We start from the raw sequence: 18,005 nt of genomic DNA, 5'->3' as shown, positions 1-18,005 counted from the left end.
GTATTGGCACGAATGTTTTAAGCATCGAGGCGCACGAAAGACGTATGCATGTTGCACTTACTATGGTTTCAAACAAATCAAATTCCACAAATGGTTTCGCAGTTATTGCAGTTTTAAATATAACCTTTAAAACTATTGAAAGAACTCCATATAAAAATAAAAGGGAGATACATATACGCTATGTATCTCCCTTTTATACCAACCTATTCGTTATAAATAAGATCCTCAGCTAAAGAAGTAAAAATCTCCCCAACAAGCGAGTCTTCGTCATATACACACGACCCTTTATTCTCTTCACGCTTCGCAAACGGTATTTGAGCGATTACTTCTGTTTGCAGTTGTTCTGCTAACATTTCACCGCCACCTTTTCCGAAGAGATAGTTTCTTGAGCCATCTTGTTCTTCGTAATATGCCATGTTTTCAACGATACCTAAAATATCGTGTTTCGTATGTTTTGCCATTACTCCTACTCTAGACGCGACAAATGAAGCTACGTTATGAGGCGTCGTAACGATAATTTCCTTCGCTTGTGGGATCATTGCTGCAACATCTATCGCAACGTCTCCTGTTCCAGGTGGTAAATCTAGAAGAAGATAGTCTAATTCTCCCCAGTGCGTGTTCGCAAGGAAGTTTTGAATCCATTTGTTTAACATCGGTCCGCGCCACATAACGGGATTATTCCCTTCTGTGAAGAATCCCATCGACATAATTTTAACACCATGACTAACGACCGGAATTGCTGTTTGATCGATCATCGTTGGCTTTTCATTCGTTTCCATCATTGCAGGGATACTGAACCCGTATATATCTGCATCTAAAATTCCAACCTTTTTGCCCATACGTGCTAACGCAGTAGCAAGGTTAATCGTCACAGTTGATTTACCAACTCCTCCTTTTCCGCTCGTTACAGTAATAAAACGTACTCCTGAATCAGGTCGAAGCATACTAGGCATTCCCGTTTCTGTTCTAGCTTCTTTCTTTAAAGACGCTGTTAATGCTGCTCTTTCTTCCGGTGTCATCGATCCGAATGTTAAAGAAACTTTTGATGCCCCAATGTTTCGAAGAGATTCTTCAATATCTTGTTGAATTTTTGCTTTCAACGGACAACCTTGAATTGTTAAAACTACTGCTAGCCCAACTTCCGTACCATCAATTTGTATATTTCTTACCATGTTTAATTCCACAATACTTTTGTGTAACTCTGGATCTTCTACATGGCTTAAAGCGTTCATAATCTGTTCGTGAGTAATCATCATACACATTCCTTCCATTGTAATTATTTTACTTGATGAAAAAAGTCTCCGCTTTTCCCACCCGTTTTTTGAACTAAATATGTTTCTTTCATGACCATCGTTTTATCAACTGCTTTACACATATCGTAAAAGGTAAGGGCGGCGATTGATACGGCAGTTAATGCTTCCATTTCTACCCCTGTTTTCCCACTACATTTTACTGTCGCTCGTATGATTAATTCATAGCCATCGGTTTTCTTTTCATAATGGAACGTAAAGTCTGTTCCTTGGATTAATATCGGGTGACACATCGGGATTATATCCGCTGTTTTTTTAGCACCCATTATGCCAGCAACTTGTGCTACTTGAAGCGGGTCTCCTTTTTTCAACCCACCACTTTGAATTGCTTCAAATAGTTCATTTGATAAAGAAATTGTACTTTCCGCAACAGCTGTGCGTGTTGAACTATCCTTTTGAGAGATATCAACCATTTTAGCTCTTCCCTCTTCATTCCAGTGCGAAAATTCACTCATAATGATCCTCCTTAATGTATAAAAGATGCGGTATTCAAATAAAAAGAATTAACCCCCACTTACAGGCGGGATAAACGCGACGATATCTCCGGGTTTTACAATACCTTCGTCCGTTACAAATTCTTCATTAATCGCCACCATAACTTTATCTAGCGTCTGTAATTGATAGTGATCTTTCAGCCATTTTTTCAATTGATGAACATTCATCTCTCGTTTTTCTATTATTGCTAATCTCTCTGAACCGACTTCTTCTCGTAAATTTGCGAACAGTAAAATTGTAATCATTCTCTCATTCTTCTTTCTTTGGTTTTCCTTCTGGATATGGAGTATTTTCGAGTTGATCTCCAATCCACTCCGTTCCATCTTCCCAAAATTCTTTTTTCCAAATTGGGACGATTCTCTTTATACGTTCAATTGCGTATTCATTCGCTTCATACGCCACTTTACGATGCGGAGACGATACTGCAATAACAACGGCAATATCCATTATTTCTAATCGTCCTACTCGGTGTGTGATTGCTATTTTTGCATCCGGCCACTGTTTCTTAATTTCTTCTCCAATTTCAGTAAGCTTTTTTACTGCCATCGGTTTATATGCTTCATACTCAAGATGTAACGTTCGTTTTCCTTTCGTTAATTCTCTAACCGTTCCAATAAAAGTTGTAATGGCTCCTGCTTCTCTTCTTGCTACTTTATTCGTTACTTCTTCAACTACAATCGGACTATCTACAATTTCAAATGGTGCTTGTCCCATCAGACTCTCTCCCTACTTTACGGAATGTCCAAGGCCATTCACTACCTTCGTTATCTTCTAATAAGAGAATGTCTACAAACATCCCTTTCTTATATCCTCTCGTTCCGCCTGGTAGTACGATAAAAATGTTTGATTCAGCTAATGAAGAAACGGAACTAGATTTATCAAATCCTGATGGATAAGCGATTAGTTGTCCTTCGTTATACTTCAGCTTACCTCGTACAAATCTTGTAAATGGGTTCGGTTTTAGAAAATCTTCTCCGAGCATTGCTTTTTCTCGTTTTACATGTGGTTTTTCGCTAAACATATACGTACGAATGCTAGGTTTCACGAATAATTCAAAGCCTACGTAACAAGCAGAAGGATTTCCTGATAATCCGAATAGTAATTTTCCATTTAATTGTGCTACAGTCGTGACACTTCCCGGCCGCATGGCTACTTTATTAAAAAGGACTGACGCGCCTAATTTTTCGTATATAGCTGGCAAATAGTCATAGTCGCCTACTGAAACACCACCAGTTGTAATTAACATATCAACTTCACTTAACGCTTTTTTCACTGCTTCGTAGCACGTATTAAAATCGTCACTAAACTTCCCAAAGTGTTTTACTCTTCCACCAGCTCTTCGAATTTGAGAAGATATCATATACGTATTACTATTTCGAATTTTCCCAGGTTGTAGTTCTTCATTGACATCGAGAAGCTCACTCCCAGTCGCTATTAGTCCAATGACTGGCTTTTTCGCTACTGGCACTTCACTATAACCAAATGTAGCAAGAAGAGCTGAAATACCTGGATTAATGTAACAACCTCTTTTTGCGAGAACGGTTCCTTTACGTGCATCTTCACCTTGAAAGGATATGTTGTCCCCTTCTTTAAATGAGCGCCTCACTTCCATATAGCTTTTTCCGATATTCTCATATTGACGATGACGAGTCAGTTCTAGCATGACGACCGCGTTACATCCTTTCGGAATTTGTGCCCCTGTCATAATTCGAACTGCTTGAAACGCTCCGACTTCTTTATGGAATACGGAACCTGCTCCAATTTCACCAATTACTTCAAATACAATTGGATTTTCACGACTTGCCCGCGACGTATCTTCTGCCCTAATAGCAAATCCATCATATGGTGAGCGGTCGAAAGAAGGCACATCGTGATCCGCTACTAAATTGTCTGCTAACGTACGTCCGTATGCTAATTCCAGTGGTACTAGTTCTTTTACACCACAATTAGTAAATCCCATTACTTTACGGACAGCCTCTTCAACTGTAATCGGCACTCTTCTTTCCATCATTACCAATCCCTTTCTATTAGCCTAATAACCGATAGTATAGTTGTTTCGCTTTTTGAATTTCATTCGTTCCATGAATAAATACACGCCCATCTTGAAAAATGACGATGCGATAATCTTCTAATTGGCAAGAGAGCAAATACGGATTCCGATCTACTTTCCCGTGGTTTTTTAATACTTTTTCTAACTCATCAAAGTTGTAATGACTATTATGCGCTGGTCTAATTTGAACTGTATTTCTTCCGCATAACACAGCTGTCTTCGTTTGGTTTTCGTAAGATAAATAAGGATAAGTTCTATTTGTTCCGCACGAAGGACAGTTTTCCATTTTTATTTTTCCTAGTTTGATTGAGTGATGTTGATTACTCCATATATCGAACATTAAAAAAGTTTTTCTAATTGCTTCGTAATCTCCTACTAAAATTTTGAAAGCTTCCGCCACTTGATACGCTGCGACGATTTGAACGGCAGGACTAATAATTCCAACTGTGTCACACGTCGCTCCTGTAACAGGAACACTTTTCAACACACAATGTAAGCACGGCGTTTTCTTTGGAATAATTGTATAGCTCATGCCATACGATCCGACACAAGAACCGTAAATCCAAGGAATATTATATTTTTGTGCTAAGTCATTGATTACAAAGCGAATATCAAAATTATCTGTTGCATCAATAATGACATCGACACCGTCCAATAAAGCTTCCATATTATCTACTCTTGCATCCATTACAAGAGCTTGAATTTGCACGTCTGAATTAATTTGTTTGAGACGATTCTGTGCCGCTATTACTTTTGGTAACTTTTCTATCGCATCTTGTTCAGCATAAAGTTGTTGCCGCTGTAAATTACTCCATTCTACGTAATCACGATCAATAATCGTTAATTTTCCGATACCTGCGCGTACGAAGCTTTCAGCACTTGCACTTCCTAATGCACCTGTCCCGACTATCAACACATGCTTATTTCTAATTTTTTCTTGTCCTTCACTCCCAATAGGGTTGAACAGCTGTTGACGTGAATATCGCTCTATCATGAGATAGCCTTCCTTTCATGTAAAAATCAGCTTCATATACTGTTATTTTTTCAATACATCTTCTTCGGTAGCACTTTGTTTCTGGTAACAAGAAAAATAAGCGAATCCAACAAATCCAGCTCCGCCAATTACATTTCCGATAAAGACAGGAACAAAGTTTTTAGCAAGATCCATCCACGTAAGGTGCCCCGCAAAAATAACTGCTGAAATGACAAACATATTTGCTACTACTTGCTGAAATCCAATTACGACAAACGCCATAATTGGAATCCAAATTCCAACAATCTTCCCAATTAAATCGTTCGTTCCGTATGCTAACCAAATTGCTAGGCAAACGAGCCAGTTACAACCAATTGCTAAAATTAACGTTCTTCCGAAAGATTCATGTAACTTATCTTGAGCTATCGCTATCGTCTTATTTAAATACGCTCCCTCTGTAAGCCCGCCAAGATGCCCGAAACAATACGCGACGAAAAGCGCACCTACGAAATTAGTTAAAGTAATCCAAGCCCAATTGTTTAACACATGTTTCAATGAGATTTTACGTGCATAAAGTGCCATGGACATCGACATCATATTTCCCGTAATTAATTCTCCTCCCGCTAACACAACGAGCATCAGTCCGATAGGAAAAACCGCTCCTCCTATAAAATTGACTAAACTCCCCCATTGCTCCGGTACATTACCTAGCACACGAATATTAAGTAAAAATCCTAACGAAATGAATGCTCCTCCTAAAAAACCAAGGATAAGCATCGCGGATAGCGGTTGCCTTACCTTTTGAACACCGGATTCAATCACAAGCGCAGCAATTTGTTCCGGTTTATGAAATGCCATAATCGATTCCTCCATTTTTCTCATCTAAAAAAAGCAGCACCAAAAACCCTTAACATCGTAAGGATTTTTGAATGCTGCTTAATCTCTCTGCTTATCTCTTACAGAAATATCAATCATCATTTTTACTATACTTATAGAAAGTGTACAAAACTTGCACATTTCCCACTATTTACGTTAACAAAGAGATTCTACATTCATAATAGTTTCTCAGCCGCCGATATGCGACATTTCAATTTTCGGCATTGTTTTTTTATTTATATCGCTTAGTCGTTCATCTGAATAACGGTCTGAACGATTATTCCAAATATCACGAATAACATTAATAATCTCCTCATCCGTACACCCAGAACGAAGTAATTCTTTTAAATCGTTTCCTTTAGAAGCAAACAAACATGTATACAATTTTCCTTCTGCTGAAATACGCGCTCTTGTACATGATGAACAGAACGAATCTGTTACAGATGAAATAATTCCTATTTCCTCATCACTACCGATATACCGATAACGTGTCGCAACTTCACCCGGATAGTTCGCTTCAATACGTTCAAGTGGCATAACTTTATGAATCATCTCTACTATTTCTTGCTTAGAAACTACTTCGCCTAATTCCCAGCCATTAAAATTTCCGACATCCATATATTCAATGAACCGAAGGATATGCTTATTCTCTTTAAAGTACTCTGCCATCTGAACGATGTCTTGTTCATTTTTCCCTTTTTGGACAACCATGTTCATTTTAATTTTCATTCCGGCTTCCGCTGCAGCCTGTATTCCTGCAAGAACCGTTTTTACTTTACTTCTATTCCCATTTAAATAAGAGAATCGCTCTTCATTTAAAGAATCTAAACTAACTGTCACACGAGATAAACCCGCCTTATATAAATCAGGAGCAAACTTTTTAAGTAATGATCCATTTGTCGTTAAACCAATATCCTCTACCCCGTCAATTTCGTTTAACCGCTGTATGAGTTCAGGTAGCTCTTTTCGAAGTAAAGGCTCTCCCCCAGTAATGCGTAACTTTCTTACACCTAAAGAAACGAAAATACGTGTAATCCTTTCAATTTCATCAAAAGATAAAATTTTATCATTAGACAAAAAAGAATAATCACGACCAAATATTTCTTCTGGCATACAATATCGACAGCGAAAATTACAGCGATCAGTAACAGAAATACGTAAATCCTTTAAAGGACGATCTAATTTGTCTAATGTAACAGATTTCATGATTATTGCCTCGTTTCTACTTATTTTATATTTATAATCCGCTCTGGATGCGTATATACATTTAAAGATTCATTACGAATGAAGCCTATTGTAGTAATCCCTAACTGCTCCGCTAGCTCTAATGCTAACTCAGTTGGAGCTGATTTTGACAATATTACTTCACAGCCAATTTTCGCAACTTTTAATAGAATTTCAGAAGAGATACGTCCGCTGAAAACAATAATTTTATCACCAATCGAAATGTTATTTTTTAAGCAATAGCCGTAAATTTTATCTAAAGCGTTATGTCTTCCTATATCCATGCGGCTTAAAACAATTCCACTCACATCACATAAAGCTGCATTATGAACGCCGCCTGTATGTTGAAACGTAGACGCAGATTCCTGCATATCATTCATTAACCGAAAACAATCCTCAGCAGAGATCTTTACGCGAATATCATTCATTTCTTTCGCGGTCAGCGCATCGTTTGCAAAAACAAATCCTTGTCTACTCATTCCACAACACGAAGTAATATAGCGTTTGTTTTGCATGTCACGATAATAAGGATTGATTTTCGTCGTTTTTACATGTACATAGCCTTCTTTTTCTTGCACCCATATTTCATCAATATCTTCATACTTTCGGATAATACCCTCCGAGGCTAAAAAGCCGATTACCATATCTTCAATATACTCTGGAGTACTAACCATTGTAACAAATTCCTGGCCGTTAATTTTAACCGTAACAGGAAACTCTGTTACAATGCTGTCCTCTATATGTTTAAATTCCCCTTGCTCATATTTGAAAATTTTCCGTTCCACCTGAATCGATTTCACGATGAGCATCCTTCTCTCACGTTATATTTTTATCAAAGACAAACACTGAAACTGCAATATCCTCATCTACTTTCATATCAGAAAACAGATGAACTAACTTCGCACCAACCAGTTCTTCTAAATGTTCATGAGGATTAGCCACATACACTTCTTGAATCATTTTCGTTCGAGCCATATGAACCATTTCTGACCCATCCGTAGTTCCCGAAATGAATTTCTCTGTAGGTGTCAAATTTCCATATAATGTAGCAATCGCCATATTTTCGGTAAATACAGTATGAATTCGTTCCGGCCCTTTCCCGAACAACTCTTTTCGAAGCTTTCGGATCATATCATTAAATTCATGTACCATTTTTGACATACTCTCATTCCTTCCCAGCTATTCCTTACTATCTTCTCAAATATTATTCCATCACAACTATTTTAACAAAATGACCATTTCGTCTAAACTATTTAATAATGAGACGAAATGGATCATCTTTTACAATTATCTCAAGTACTCAAACAACATATGAAATACTATTATTGTTGCTTATCTATTCTTCTTTTAACCCTTTACCCATACCTTTTAAGAAATGAAGACCAAATCCGATAGCACGATTAATATCTGGATCCTTCAGTACTTTCATAAGGTCTAATATTCCTACTTTTTTATTGCTTTGCAAATGCTGATTTCCTTCATCCATACCTGTCAATAAACTACCTACAAGCTTTTTCGTAAGTTCCGGATTAAGTTCTGTTAAAGCTCCTGCAACGCCCATCATATTATTAATTAAATTTGTAACTGGTTCACGAGTGACTTGGCCTAGAACAATTTTTGTGATTGGTTCTTTCGCTTTCAGCATAGAATTTGCAGCTTCCAGCATCCCGATGTCATTTAGTTCACCTACTATATTAAACATTTGATTTAAAGCATCTTCATTATTAGCTAGCAGTTCTTTTAAATCTTCGAGTTTTTGTTGTTTGAGTTCTTCCTCAGTTAGCTCCTGCTTCTGGATTGCTTGAATCGGTGCTGCCATATTCTTTTCTCCTCTCTATTTATCCGTTAAGTGTACGTATCCTGGGCGAGCCCACTTACGATTTACCTCAATACCATTTTGAGGATGACGCTTTTTATTACGTGGGTTCGTTTTTGGCATCGGATTTTCGCCATCAACTTCTAACACTTCCATACGTACTTTCGTTTGTTTATATGCAGGCGTGTTTGTACGTAAGTCAACAGCAGGACCTGTTAAGAAATTAATTGCCGAATCTTTATCCGTCGAGTTCATCGGTAAATACAGTTCATTCGCTTTTACACGATCCGTTACAAGTGCACGTAATTTAAGTGCTCCAAATGGGGAAACAAGGCGTACTAACGAACCAGTTTTCACTCCACGTTCCCTTGCCAATTCTGGAGAAACTTCGACGAAAACACCTGGTACTTTCGATTGAATACCATTTGATTTATTTGTCATGTTCCCTTCATGGAAATGTTCAAGCATACGACCGTTATTAATGTGAAGATCGTATTCTGCTGGGAATTCAGCAGGACGTACCCAATCAGCTATCGCAAAACGAGCCTTTTTGTCCGGGAAGTTAAATCCATCTTTGAATAGAAGCGGCGTATTCGTTCCATCAAAACTTCCCCAGTGGAAACTGTTCCACCCTTCAAGCACTTCATAGTTTGCGTGTGCGAATAGTGGTGATAAACTCGCCATTTCAGCAAAGATTTCACTTGGATGATTATAGTTCCAGTTTGCACCTAACTTATTAGCAATTGCCTGTACAATCCACCAGTCTGGTTTCGCATCTTCTAGCGCCGGAAGCACTTGATATAATCTTTGTACACGACGTTCTGTATTTGTAAAAGTACCTTCTTTCTCAAGAGATGGCGCTGCTGGTAATACTACATCAGCGTATTGAGCTGTTTTAGAAAGGAACACATCTTGAACGACAAAGAACTCAAGACTTGATAACACTTCATGTACATGATTTGCGTTAGAGTCTACAAGGGCCATATCTTCTCCAACAAGATACATAGCTTTCATTTTCCCTTCATCAATTGCGTGAAGCATTTCAATGTTATTAAGACCTGGTTTGTTATCAATTTTCACTCCGTAAGCTATTTCAAATTTCGCACGTTCTACATCGTCAGTAACGTGCTGATATCCTGGAAGCCAGCCTGGAAGTGTTCCCATATCACAAGCACCTTGTACGTTATTATGACCTCGAAGCGGATATGCACCAGCAGCTGGACGACGATAATTTCCTGTTGCAAGAAGTAAGTTTGAAATCGCAGCGGAAGTATCTGAACCACCAGTATTTTGCGTTACACCCATTCCCCAAAGAATACACGTACCATCTGCATCGCGAATCATTTCTGCCATTTGAACGAGCGTTTCTTTTGAAATGCCTGTAATCTCTTCTGCGTATTCAAGCGTATATTCCGCGAGACTATCTTTGAAATCATCAAAGAAGTTTACATTCTCATCGATGAACTGCTGATCGTGCCAACCTTGATCAATCATATATTTCGTAATGGCCATTAACCATACTTGGTCTGTTCCTTGCTTTGGACTAATAAAGATATCTGAACGCTCTGCCATTTCAGTTTTACGAAGATCTGCAACAATTAGTTTTTGACCGTGAAGTTTATGCGCACGTTTCACACGAGTCGCTAATACCGGGTGACCTTCTGTTGGATTACAACCGACGATAATAACAAGACCCGATTGTGCGATATCTTTAATCGTCCCTGCATCTCCGCCCATACCAATGGTACGGAACAATCCATCTGTCGCTGGTGATTGACAATAACGTGAGCAGTTATCAACGTTATTCGTTTCGAACACTTGACGCGCTAATTTTTGAATAACATAATTATCTTCATTCGTAATTTTAGAAGAAGAAATAAAGCCGATAGAATCTTTACCGTACTCTTCTTTAATAGAGCCCAATTTATTCGCCACTACATGAAGCGCTTCTTCCCAAGTTGATTCAACGAACACTCCATTTTTACGAATTAAAGGTTTCGTAAGTCGTTTTTCAGAATTAACGAAATCCCAACCGAATTTTCCTTTTACACAAGTAGAAATTGCATTAACTGGTGCCTCAGAAGTTGGTTGCACCTTTAAAATTTTGCGCCCTTTCGTCCATACTTCAAACGAACAACCTACACCACAAAACGTACAAACTGTTTTCGTCTTCTTCGTACGAGTGTCGCGCATCGCAGCTTCTACTTCTGACACAGCAAAAATACCGCTATATCCAGGTTCAACCTCTTTAATAAGATCAACCATTGGCCCCATAATATCAGGTTTTAACCCTGTCATAAATCCAGCTTCACCGAGCATCGATTTCTCCATTAATGCATTACAAGGACAAATTGTTACACATTGACCGCAGCTTACACATGAAGAATCGTTAATATCTACTCCTTCGTCCCAAATAACACGTGGGCGCTCTGCCTCCCAATCAATAGATAACGTTTCATTTACTTGCAAGTTTTGACATACCTCTACACATTGACCGCACGCGATACATTGATTCGGATCATAGCGATAAAATGGATGAGACATATCAACTTCACTTACATCAACTTTTGGCTCATAAGGATATTTTTGATGCTCAATTTCCATTAATTCTGCCGTATTATGCAGTTTACAATTCCCGTTATTGTTGTCACAAACCGTACAGTAAAGTAAATGATTTTCTAGTAAGCGGTCCATCGCCTCATGTTGTGCTGCCTTCGCACTAGTAGAGGACAACTCAATATTCATACCGCTCGTCACTACTGTAGAACAGGATCGCACAAGCTTTCCGTTAACTTCTACAATACAAGTATCACACGTTTGAATAGGATCCACTTCCGGCACGTAACAAATTTGTGGATGTTCAATTCCGTTCTCATTAATGATGCCTAGTACCGTTGAACCAGGCTCAGCACTATATTCTTTGCCGTCAATTGTAATATGAACCATGCTGTCGTTCATGGTTACTCCCCCTTTTTGAGAATAAAAAAACTCCACCACGAAAATATACGCACCACATTTTTGGCACGTTATCATCATGGTGGAGTAGTTTATTAGCACATCTTGCTAAAATACCAATCCATTTATTCATAAATAAAATGATAGATTCATAACAGGTCATATCACGATTCCATCTTTAACACTATAATTATAGCGTTAAATCGAAAAATACACAATATAATTATCATTAAAAAGGACAAAGCACATAATGCTCTGACCCTTTTATTACCTTTCGGGATTATTTTTGGCTGACTTATTTCCCGGTGCAAACCAACCAATTAGTGCGATCGCAACTAATACTCCATAGAAGATCAAAGTCCAAGTTGTACTGTGCGGAAAATCATGGTCTAAAATACCAATATCCTCATGAGCCAGTGTAATTACAGCTAATTTGACACCAACCCAAGCAACAATCGCATATGCCGTTGTTTCCAATGCTGGACGTTTCTCAAGAAGCCCAACAAACCAAGTTGCCGCAAATTTAATTAAAATAAGTCCAGCAATTCCTCCAAGAAGTACAACAATGAACTGTCCTCCATCCATACCTCCGAAATCATCAAGCGGTGAATCCGGAAGCCCCAGAGCAAGAGCAACTGCGGCTAATATTGAATCAATCGCGAAAGCAAGGTCAGCTAATGCAATCTTACCTACTGTGAACCAGTAGCTTTTACCTGCCGCTTCCTTTTCATCGTCCTCATGAATATTTTGATTGTCTTTTCCGAATTGCGCCTGAATGACATGTTTCAGTCCTAAATAAAGAAGATAGGCTGCTCCTATTGCTTGTATTTGCCAAACATTTGCAATAAATGAAATCGCAAACAGGGCTGCAAATCGAAAAACAAAGGCCATAATGATTCCGTAATTTATAGCTTTTTTCTTCTGTTCTTCGGGTAAATGTTTGGCTATAACTGCTAATACAAGGGCATTGTCCGCCGATAACAATCCTTCTAATCCAATTAAAATTAATAATGCCCAAGCATACTCTAGCCATATTGAATCCATCCACTTCTCTCCTTTCTAAAACAAAAATGAGGTAAAGACTTTGCTATCAATAGAATTTCCTATTAAGCCAAATTAAATGCTAAAACTTACGACTAAAACATTTAGACAGTCAATTTTCTGTCCTCTATTTTTTAGAATTTCTACAAAAAAACAGGTTTAGATTGTGCTTTTCATCCGTATCAAAACCGTAAACGAATGACATGGCCTCTTTTTCCAAGCCACATCGACATTTGATTTATCGTTAATCACACATTATTAATTTCAGTTTCACTACCAATGTTTTTACAAAATACATATTTCTTTTTTTGAACATTTTCATACAAAATAAAAGGGAAATACATAGTGTATATGTATTTCCCTTTTATTTTGTACCCAGTTTTATTATGATACAGTCATAACCTGACCACTACTATCAACCAGAATTTTCATTTTTCCGTCTTGAGCGTTATATAATCCCAGCTTATGTAAATCTTGTTTACACTCTTTTACGAAGAAAGGCAACGTACGAATTTGATCGATATCAGAGCTCGTAATGAAATGAATTAAATGATGCGTTATTTCTTTAATATCATGTACAAGGTCTTCCTTCTCTCGTTTTAACCTTTCATTTTCAGCACGTAATGAATGCACTTCACCTTCAAGACCCCGAGCGTTCTTCTCTTCTTTCGAGCGCCCTGCAGCCATGCTAGAAAGCTTATAAATCCCCGCCATGAACTGATGCAATTCGTGTTCTTTCTTTTCACTACATTGACTAATTGTTTCAAAGTTATCCACGATGCCAGATATAACTGTTACGAGGCTTTTTTCATCTTCTTCATTTCGAACGTCTTCATTTACTTCCTGCTTGCTTTCTTGTTTTATCTCAGCAATTGTCTCTTTTACAGGTGCATATTTACGTTTTCGCCCCGGTTTTTGTTTTTCGATATTTTCAAACGGGATTTCTTGTTTTTTTAATTTATAATACGTGTTCTGTAATTGACTTTCTGTTTTCGGAAATAAATTCAGTTCATTTTTACTAACATATTTTGAAATGTTTGCGATGTTTAAGCCTTGACGCTGACAAAATTGATATACTTCATACAATAGTTCTAGTTCAGACTTCAACCATGTAATCTCTGATTTTTCATATACTCGCATACCGCCATTTTTTTCTATATCTATTTGAAATAATACCATTCTATTATATAAATCGATAAGCTCTTCATACTTTATTCGGAATTGTTTCTCTATTTTTTTAAATTCCGCCTCTAATTTCATATCGTTCGTTTTATTATTTGACATGTTTTGTAAAAGACTTAATACATTGATTGCTGTGTGGTGATACATAATATGTGTCACTCCCCCTCATCCTTTCACAATTCTCATCTGACTCCCATGTCTTTTAAGAAAATAGAAATTTCCACATATCCATATTATAACATTTCGAAATTATCTGTCAAATAATTAACATATAAAAAAGTATAAAAAGTATGTAAATAATAGAAAAGATTTTTTAAGAAAATAATAAAAAAAATCTAACACGATGCTATACCAATAAAATGTGTTTAATTATATTATATGGTATTCTTAATGTAATTTCACCGAAAAATTTTGCGCTATCACGAAATATTACTAACACAATCCAGAGATATATTCTCTTATATTTTCAAATGAAAAAAACCTATTACTTATTAATTAAACCAATCAATAACCCCTAAATACAAACAGCTAAATTCACGAAAGAGACTATTAATACATACAGTCATAAACACTCCAGGAACGTTTGATTTCTCTGCCTGCAGAATACTAAAAAGGAACTAACCAGTACTATACATGGCTAGTTCCTCTCTTCCAACTAAAAAGAAGCTTTTAAAGCACTAACTTATCAACTAAACCAATTAACTCTTGAATATCAGGCTTACTCACTTGAGCATTCGCTCCAACTGCCTCACCTTTATGGAACAACTCATTCGTAATTAAAGAAGAGAAAATAATAACTGGTAATTGCTTCATTACTTCACTATCTTTAATTACTTTCGTTAAATGGTGTCCATCCATTTTTGGCATTTCAATATCTGTAATAAGTAGATGAATATGTTCAAACATTTTTTCATCTTGCTCTTTTGCTAGTTTTTCAATTTGTGCTAACGCTTCTGCACCATTGCTGAAGAAATTCATTTTCGTATATCCAGCTGTTGATAATGTTTCTTCTAGTATTTGGCGAAGCATCGCTGAATCTTCCGCAATATAAATAACTTTTTCAGCTCGATCTGTTTTTTGCTCTAATCCTGAAAGTGTTTTATTGTCATAACCAGTGTTACTAATTTCGCAAACAATTTTTTCATAATCTAACAATAAGATAATTTTCCCATCTAGTTTTACAATTCCAGACGTCGTTTCTTCTAGTCCCATAGATAATGAAGCTGGCTCATCAATTTGTTCCCAAGAAATGCGTTGAATACGATGCACTTCATCAACACGGAAAATAACTTTCATTTGGTTTAATTCCGAGATGATAAATTTCGTTTGATCAAGTGGCTTTATAGATTTTAAATTAAGAGCTGTCGCTAAGTTAATAACAGGTAAGATTTCACCGCGTACTTGAACAACACCTTCAACTGCATGATGAGATTCCGGCACAGTTGTAACAGGGAATGGATTAATAATTTCACGCACTTTCATTACATTGATGCTAAATAAATTTTCACCAACAGTATAAGTTACGATTTCTAATTCGTTTGTTCCACTTTCTAATAAAATACTTTGTGCTTGTGACATAAAGGTGTCGCTCCCCTTCCATTAATTCCGTATATCTAATTATTAAGCTTTAATAACATTCAAAAGTCAACTACCTATATGAAAAATATAGATAGTTGACTGAGCCTTACAGTTTTAAAATAATAAAAACAGTGGTAAAGCTTAATCTTGTATAAAGGAAGCAAGTGCTTCTAGTAACACTTCTTGCGCTCCTACAATTTCTGTCGGCATCGCTTCCCATTTTTTCGAAAGCTCTGTTTCCACTCTCACTCTAAGCTCTGGATTCATTTCTCCTAGCACATATTCCTTTGTAGCTATATCAACATCAAGGAGTGCAAGTGCATATAATTCCGGATCGTTTATTTTTTTAAATACTTGTTTCAATACCGCCGGTGCTATATGTTTTAACTTTTCAATGTGAATTTCCTTATCCGAAAATAGTAACTCATATTGAATAAACGTAACATTTTCTTTAATCACTTTAAAATAGCAATTATTCTTTTTATCATTTACAAAATAACCGTTCGGATCTGCAATAATACTCTCTACTTGACGTATTAAATTAGGCAAACTACTCGCCGTCATTACAGTACGTTGCTCAACCTCACTTGGCGAAATGAATGTAACGCGATACTTATTCTGCGCCATCCTCCTCACCTCTCCTTTTATATAAACTTAGTCTAATTGTACAATATAACACAGCTATCTTAAATTAATCTAAATCTATTTCAAATCACTGCTCCTAGAATCAGAGAAATCCTCTCTCCCAAAAGTAAAGAGGCATCACCTAAATACTCTTGGCTTCCAGCCACTCCATATCTCTGGTCTCACAATGCACGAACCACACATAGGCACTGACACCGCTACTACTCATCGCTGGGTCCTCTCTCAAAACCTAAAAAGAAAGCTTTTAAGCCCCTTTCAACAGCTCAATGTTATTGAACCAAAAAGCAAGCTGCTGATCCGTAATATCCGGCAACATAACGAAAAACTCACGGCACTTCATCTCATCTTTAAACAATTGATACTGCCAAACACCATTACTACCAATACTTACGAAATAAAACTCGTGTATACGGCCAATGATTGCTTGTTTTTCACCAAACGAATATGGAGGCACTTGTTTGATTTCAAATTGGTCTGGTAAATATACATGCTCTTCTCGTTCTATTTTTAACACTTGCTCAGCAAGCTCACGTTTATTTTCGAAAAAAGGCAATTGTAAAATTCGTTCTTGTCTTGTCATACGAATATAAAACCCTTTCTACTACGTTACAATTTTTCTTTACAATATATTATCGAATTAAGTTCACAACTTCATTTAATACTTCATCTGAAATTTTAATTACTTTCGCATTTCCTTGGAATCCGCGTTGGTATAACATTAAATCAACAAATTCTACAGATAAATCTACGTTTGCACCTTCTTGTGCGCCACCACGTACTTTTCCTGCACCGTTTTGACCAGATGCGCCCAGTGCTAAAATACCAGTTGTATTCGTCGCTGTATAGTTACCATTTCCGTTTTTCATTAAACCGCCCTCATTTGGGAACATTGCAACAGCTAACTGACCAGCAGATTTCATACTTCCATCTGAATATTTTACCATCACATATCCACCGTCAGCAATAAAGCAATCTTTAACCGTTGCCGCTGCTCTACCATCTACTTCTGTTACTGATAATGTTTTATCTGTCGGATGATTTGTTAGTTTACTAAAATCTAAATTTATTGTTCCGCCATTAAACGGAATAGCTGCTCCAGGGTTTGTCTGGTTTGGATTTCCTACTGCATCAAACGTCATTTGACCATTTGCATTTGGAACATCTTCAAACGTTGTTGCTTTTTTCGAATCGTTACGCATCTGTACTCTATATGAATAATTATGTTCGCTCGTTCGTGTAAACTCTACACGCATTGTCCATGTATTACCGGCATCATCGTATACAGGCAAATCTTGCGTGATTTTTGTTGCATCAGTTGGAATATTCCCTTTAATTGTACCTTTCGATGTTCGAATACCTCCAATTGCCGTTCCCATTGGGATTTGCAACGGTCCTGGAATACCAGATAAATCAACTTCACCAGTCGCTTCATTTGCAGGATATGCAAACACGTATTGTCCTTCTGTATTCGTAATATAGTAATCTGAAGATATTCCGAACGTACCTTTACGCGTAAATTCCATGTTACCGCCTTTTGAATCACCCACTACGAAGAAACCATTACCTTCCATCGCTGCTTGTGTTTTACCACCCGTTAGCGTAATTGTACCATCGCTATAATCCGTAACTGTTCCGCTCATTTTCACACCGTTACCGATACTTTTAGGGTTCGTCCCTGCGTATTTATCGTCGCCTTTTGAACCAATTGAATTGTTATATAGTAAATCATCAAACATTGCTTTTTGTTTTTTATAACCTACTGTTTGTGCGTTGGCAATATTATTTGAAGTTACACTTAATGCATTTTGTGTTGCATTCATTCCTGTAATACTTGTATATAACGCTTTAATCATAACGTAT

At 37.1% G+C, this 18,005-nt stretch carries 19 protein-coding genes; all 19 read right to left on the bottom strand.

All coding sequences use genetic code 11. The features are described from left to right. Nucleotides 1-203: 203 nt before the first annotated feature. Nucleotides 204-1,256, bottom strand: a complete 1,053-nt coding sequence (locus EXW56_RS08445; protein WP_002201026.1) for a P-loop NTPase — start codon at nt 1,254-1,256, stop codon at nt 204-206. Between the two features lie 20 nt (nt 1,257-1,276). Then, complete coding sequence (gene moaC, locus EXW56_RS08440; RefSeq protein WP_002201027.1) at nt 1,277-1,765, bottom strand: cyclic pyranopterin monophosphate synthase MoaC; 489 nt, start codon at nt 1,763-1,765, stop codon at nt 1,277-1,279. A gap of 48 nt (nt 1,766-1,813) precedes the next feature. Beyond that, nucleotides 1,814-2,050 (bottom strand): molybdopterin converting factor subunit 1, encoded by a 237-nt coding sequence (gene moaD, locus EXW56_RS08435; RefSeq protein ID WP_002201028.1) that lies wholly within the window; start codon nt 2,048-2,050, stop codon nt 1,814-1,816. Between the two features lie 4 nt (nt 2,051-2,054). Further along, the gene (locus tag EXW56_RS08430) at nt 2,055-2,519 is read right to left on the bottom strand and encodes a molybdenum cofactor biosynthesis protein MoaE (RefSeq protein WP_002201029.1); all 465 of its coding nucleotides are present in this window, start codon (nt 2,517-2,519) and stop codon (nt 2,055-2,057) included. Further along, nucleotides 2,500-3,813 (bottom strand): molybdopterin molybdotransferase MoeA, encoded by a 1,314-nt coding sequence (locus EXW56_RS08425; protein WP_002201030.1) that lies wholly within the window; start codon nt 3,811-3,813, stop codon nt 2,500-2,502. The genes EXW56_RS08430 and EXW56_RS08425 overlap by 20 nt, the downstream gene beginning before the upstream one ends. Before the next feature lie 19 nt (nt 3,814-3,832). Next, the gene (locus tag EXW56_RS08420; RefSeq protein WP_002201031.1) at nt 3,833-4,849 is read right to left on the bottom strand and encodes a molybdopterin-synthase adenylyltransferase MoeB; all 1,017 of its coding nucleotides are present in this window, start codon (nt 4,847-4,849) and stop codon (nt 3,833-3,835) included. A 42-nt stretch (nt 4,850-4,891) separates the two neighbouring features. Next, the gene (locus EXW56_RS08415; protein ID WP_002201032.1) at nt 4,892-5,686 is read right to left on the bottom strand and encodes a formate channel; all 795 of its coding nucleotides are present in this window, start codon (nt 5,684-5,686) and stop codon (nt 4,892-4,894) included. A 207-nt stretch (nt 5,687-5,893) separates the two neighbouring features. Continuing rightward, nucleotides 5,894-6,910 carry a GTP 3',8-cyclase MoaA gene (moaA, locus tag EXW56_RS08410; RefSeq protein WP_002201033.1) on the bottom strand — a complete coding sequence of 339 codons (1,017 nt, stop codon included), beginning with the start codon at nt 6,908-6,910 and terminating at the stop codon, nt 5,894-5,896. Nucleotides 6,911-6,930: 20 nt separating this feature from the next. After that, entirely contained in the window at nt 6,931-7,728 is a 798-nt protein-coding gene (gene fdhD / locus EXW56_RS08405; RefSeq protein ID WP_002201034.1) for a formate dehydrogenase accessory sulfurtransferase FdhD, read from the bottom strand. Nucleotides 7,729-7,744: 16 nt separating this feature from the next. Then, nucleotides 7,745-8,089: a Na-translocating system protein MpsC family protein gene (locus tag EXW56_RS08400; protein ID WP_002201035.1), complete on the bottom strand. Its 345-nt coding sequence runs from the start codon at nt 8,087-8,089 to the stop codon at nt 7,745-7,747. A 175-nt stretch (nt 8,090-8,264) separates the two neighbouring features. Then, complete coding sequence (locus tag EXW56_RS08395) at nt 8,265-8,747, bottom strand: helical membrane plugin domain-containing protein (protein ID WP_002201036.1); 483 nt, start codon at nt 8,745-8,747, stop codon at nt 8,265-8,267. A 15-nt stretch (nt 8,748-8,762) separates the two neighbouring features. After that, nucleotides 8,763-11,702 (bottom strand): formate dehydrogenase subunit alpha, encoded by a 2,940-nt coding sequence (fdhF, locus tag EXW56_RS08390; RefSeq protein ID WP_215597358.1) that lies wholly within the window; start codon nt 11,700-11,702, stop codon nt 8,763-8,765. Then, a complete protein-coding gene (locus EXW56_RS08385; RefSeq protein ID WP_002158491.1) occupies nt 11,671-11,862 on the bottom strand; it encodes a hypothetical protein in 192 nt (63 codons plus the stop codon). Before EXW56_RS08385 ends, fdhF begins: the two co-directional genes overlap by 32 nt. Before the next feature lie 104 nt (nt 11,863-11,966). Further along, nucleotides 11,967-12,743, bottom strand: a complete 777-nt coding sequence (locus EXW56_RS08380) for a TerC family protein (RefSeq protein WP_204207912.1) — start codon at nt 12,741-12,743, stop codon at nt 11,967-11,969. Nucleotides 12,744-13,124: 381 nt separating this feature from the next. After that, nucleotides 13,125-14,069: a DNA-binding domain-containing protein gene (locus EXW56_RS08375; RefSeq protein WP_002201039.1), complete on the bottom strand. Its 945-nt coding sequence runs from the start codon at nt 14,067-14,069 to the stop codon at nt 13,125-13,127. Nucleotides 14,070-14,591: 522 nt separating this feature from the next. Then, nucleotides 14,592-15,500, bottom strand: a complete 909-nt coding sequence (locus EXW56_RS08370) for a chemotaxis protein (RefSeq protein ID WP_002201040.1) — start codon at nt 15,498-15,500, stop codon at nt 14,592-14,594. A 141-nt stretch (nt 15,501-15,641) separates the two neighbouring features. Beyond that, a complete protein-coding gene (locus tag EXW56_RS08365; RefSeq protein ID WP_002201041.1) occupies nt 15,642-16,127 on the bottom strand; it encodes a hypothetical protein in 486 nt (161 codons plus the stop codon). A 262-nt stretch (nt 16,128-16,389) separates the two neighbouring features. Further along, complete coding sequence (locus tag EXW56_RS08360; RefSeq protein ID WP_002201042.1) at nt 16,390-16,725, bottom strand: DUF3964 family protein; 336 nt, start codon at nt 16,723-16,725, stop codon at nt 16,390-16,392. Between the two features lie 49 nt (nt 16,726-16,774). Further along, nucleotides 16,775-17,998: a flagellar hook protein FlgE gene (locus EXW56_RS08355; protein WP_002201043.1), complete on the bottom strand. Its 1,224-nt coding sequence runs from the start codon at nt 17,996-17,998 to the stop codon at nt 16,775-16,777. Nucleotides 17,999-18,005: the final 7 nt, after the last annotated feature.

The sequence above is a fragment of the Bacillus mycoides genome (assembly GCF_018742245.1).
Classification (GTDB): Bacteria; Bacillota; Bacilli; order Bacillales; family Bacillaceae_G; genus Bacillus_A; species Bacillus_A cereus_U.
This window is presented reverse-complemented; position numbering and strand designations above follow the sequence as displayed.

Coding starts and splice junctions, on each gene's coding strand:
- EXW56_RS08445 (WP_002201026.1), bottom strand. CDS start 1,256: ATGATGATTACTCACGAACAGATTATGAACGCTTTAAGCCATGTAGAA.
- moaC (WP_002201027.1), bottom strand. CDS start 1,765: ATGAGTGAATTTTCGCACTGGAATGAAGAGGGAAGAGCTAAAATGGTT.
- moaD (WP_002201028.1), bottom strand. CDS start 2,050: ATGATTACAATTTTACTGTTCGCAAATTTACGAGAAGAAGTCGGTTCA.
- EXW56_RS08430 (WP_002201029.1), bottom strand. CDS start 2,519: ATGGGACAAGCACCATTTGAAATTGTAGATAGTCCGATTGTAGTTGAA.
- EXW56_RS08425 (WP_002201030.1), bottom strand. CDS start 3,813: ATGGAAAGAAGAGTGCCGATTACAGTTGAAGAGGCTGTCCGTAAAGTA.
- EXW56_RS08420 (WP_002201031.1), bottom strand. CDS start 4,849: ATGATAGAGCGATATTCACGTCAACAGCTGTTCAACCCTATTGGGAGT.
- EXW56_RS08415 (WP_002201032.1), bottom strand. CDS start 5,686: ATGGCATTTCATAAACCGGAACAAATTGCTGCGCTTGTGATTGAATCC.
- moaA (WP_002201033.1), bottom strand. CDS start 6,910: ATGAAATCTGTTACATTAGACAAATTAGATCGTCCTTTAAAGGATTTA.
- EXW56_RS08400 (WP_002201035.1), bottom strand. CDS start 8,089: ATGTCAAAAATGGTACATGAATTTAATGATATGATCCGAAAGCTTCGA.
- EXW56_RS08395 (WP_002201036.1), bottom strand. CDS start 8,747: ATGGCAGCACCGATTCAAGCAATCCAGAAGCAGGAGCTAACTGAGGAA.
- fdhF (WP_215597358.1), bottom strand. CDS start 11,702: ATGAACGACAGCATGGTTCATATTACAATTGACGGCAAAGAATATAGT.
- EXW56_RS08385 (WP_002158491.1), bottom strand. CDS start 11,862: ATGACCTGTTATGAATCTATCATTTTATTTATGAATAAATGGATTGGT.
- EXW56_RS08380 (WP_204207912.1), bottom strand. CDS start 12,743: ATGGATTCAATATGGCTAGAGTATGCTTGGGCATTATTAATTTTAATT.
- EXW56_RS08375 (WP_002201039.1), bottom strand. CDS start 14,069: ATGTATCACCACACAGCAATCAATGTATTAAGTCTTTTACAAAACATG.
- EXW56_RS08370 (WP_002201040.1), bottom strand. CDS start 15,500: ATGTCACAAGCACAAAGTATTTTATTAGAAAGTGGAACAAACGAATTA.
- EXW56_RS08365 (WP_002201041.1), bottom strand. CDS start 16,127: ATGGCGCAGAATAAGTATCGCGTTACATTCATTTCGCCAAGTGAGGTT.
- EXW56_RS08360 (WP_002201042.1), bottom strand. CDS start 16,725: ATGACAAGACAAGAACGAATTTTACAATTGCCTTTTTTCGAAAATAAA.
- EXW56_RS08355 (WP_002201043.1), bottom strand. CDS start 17,998: ATGATTAAAGCGTTATATACAAGTATTACAGGAATGAATGCAACACAA.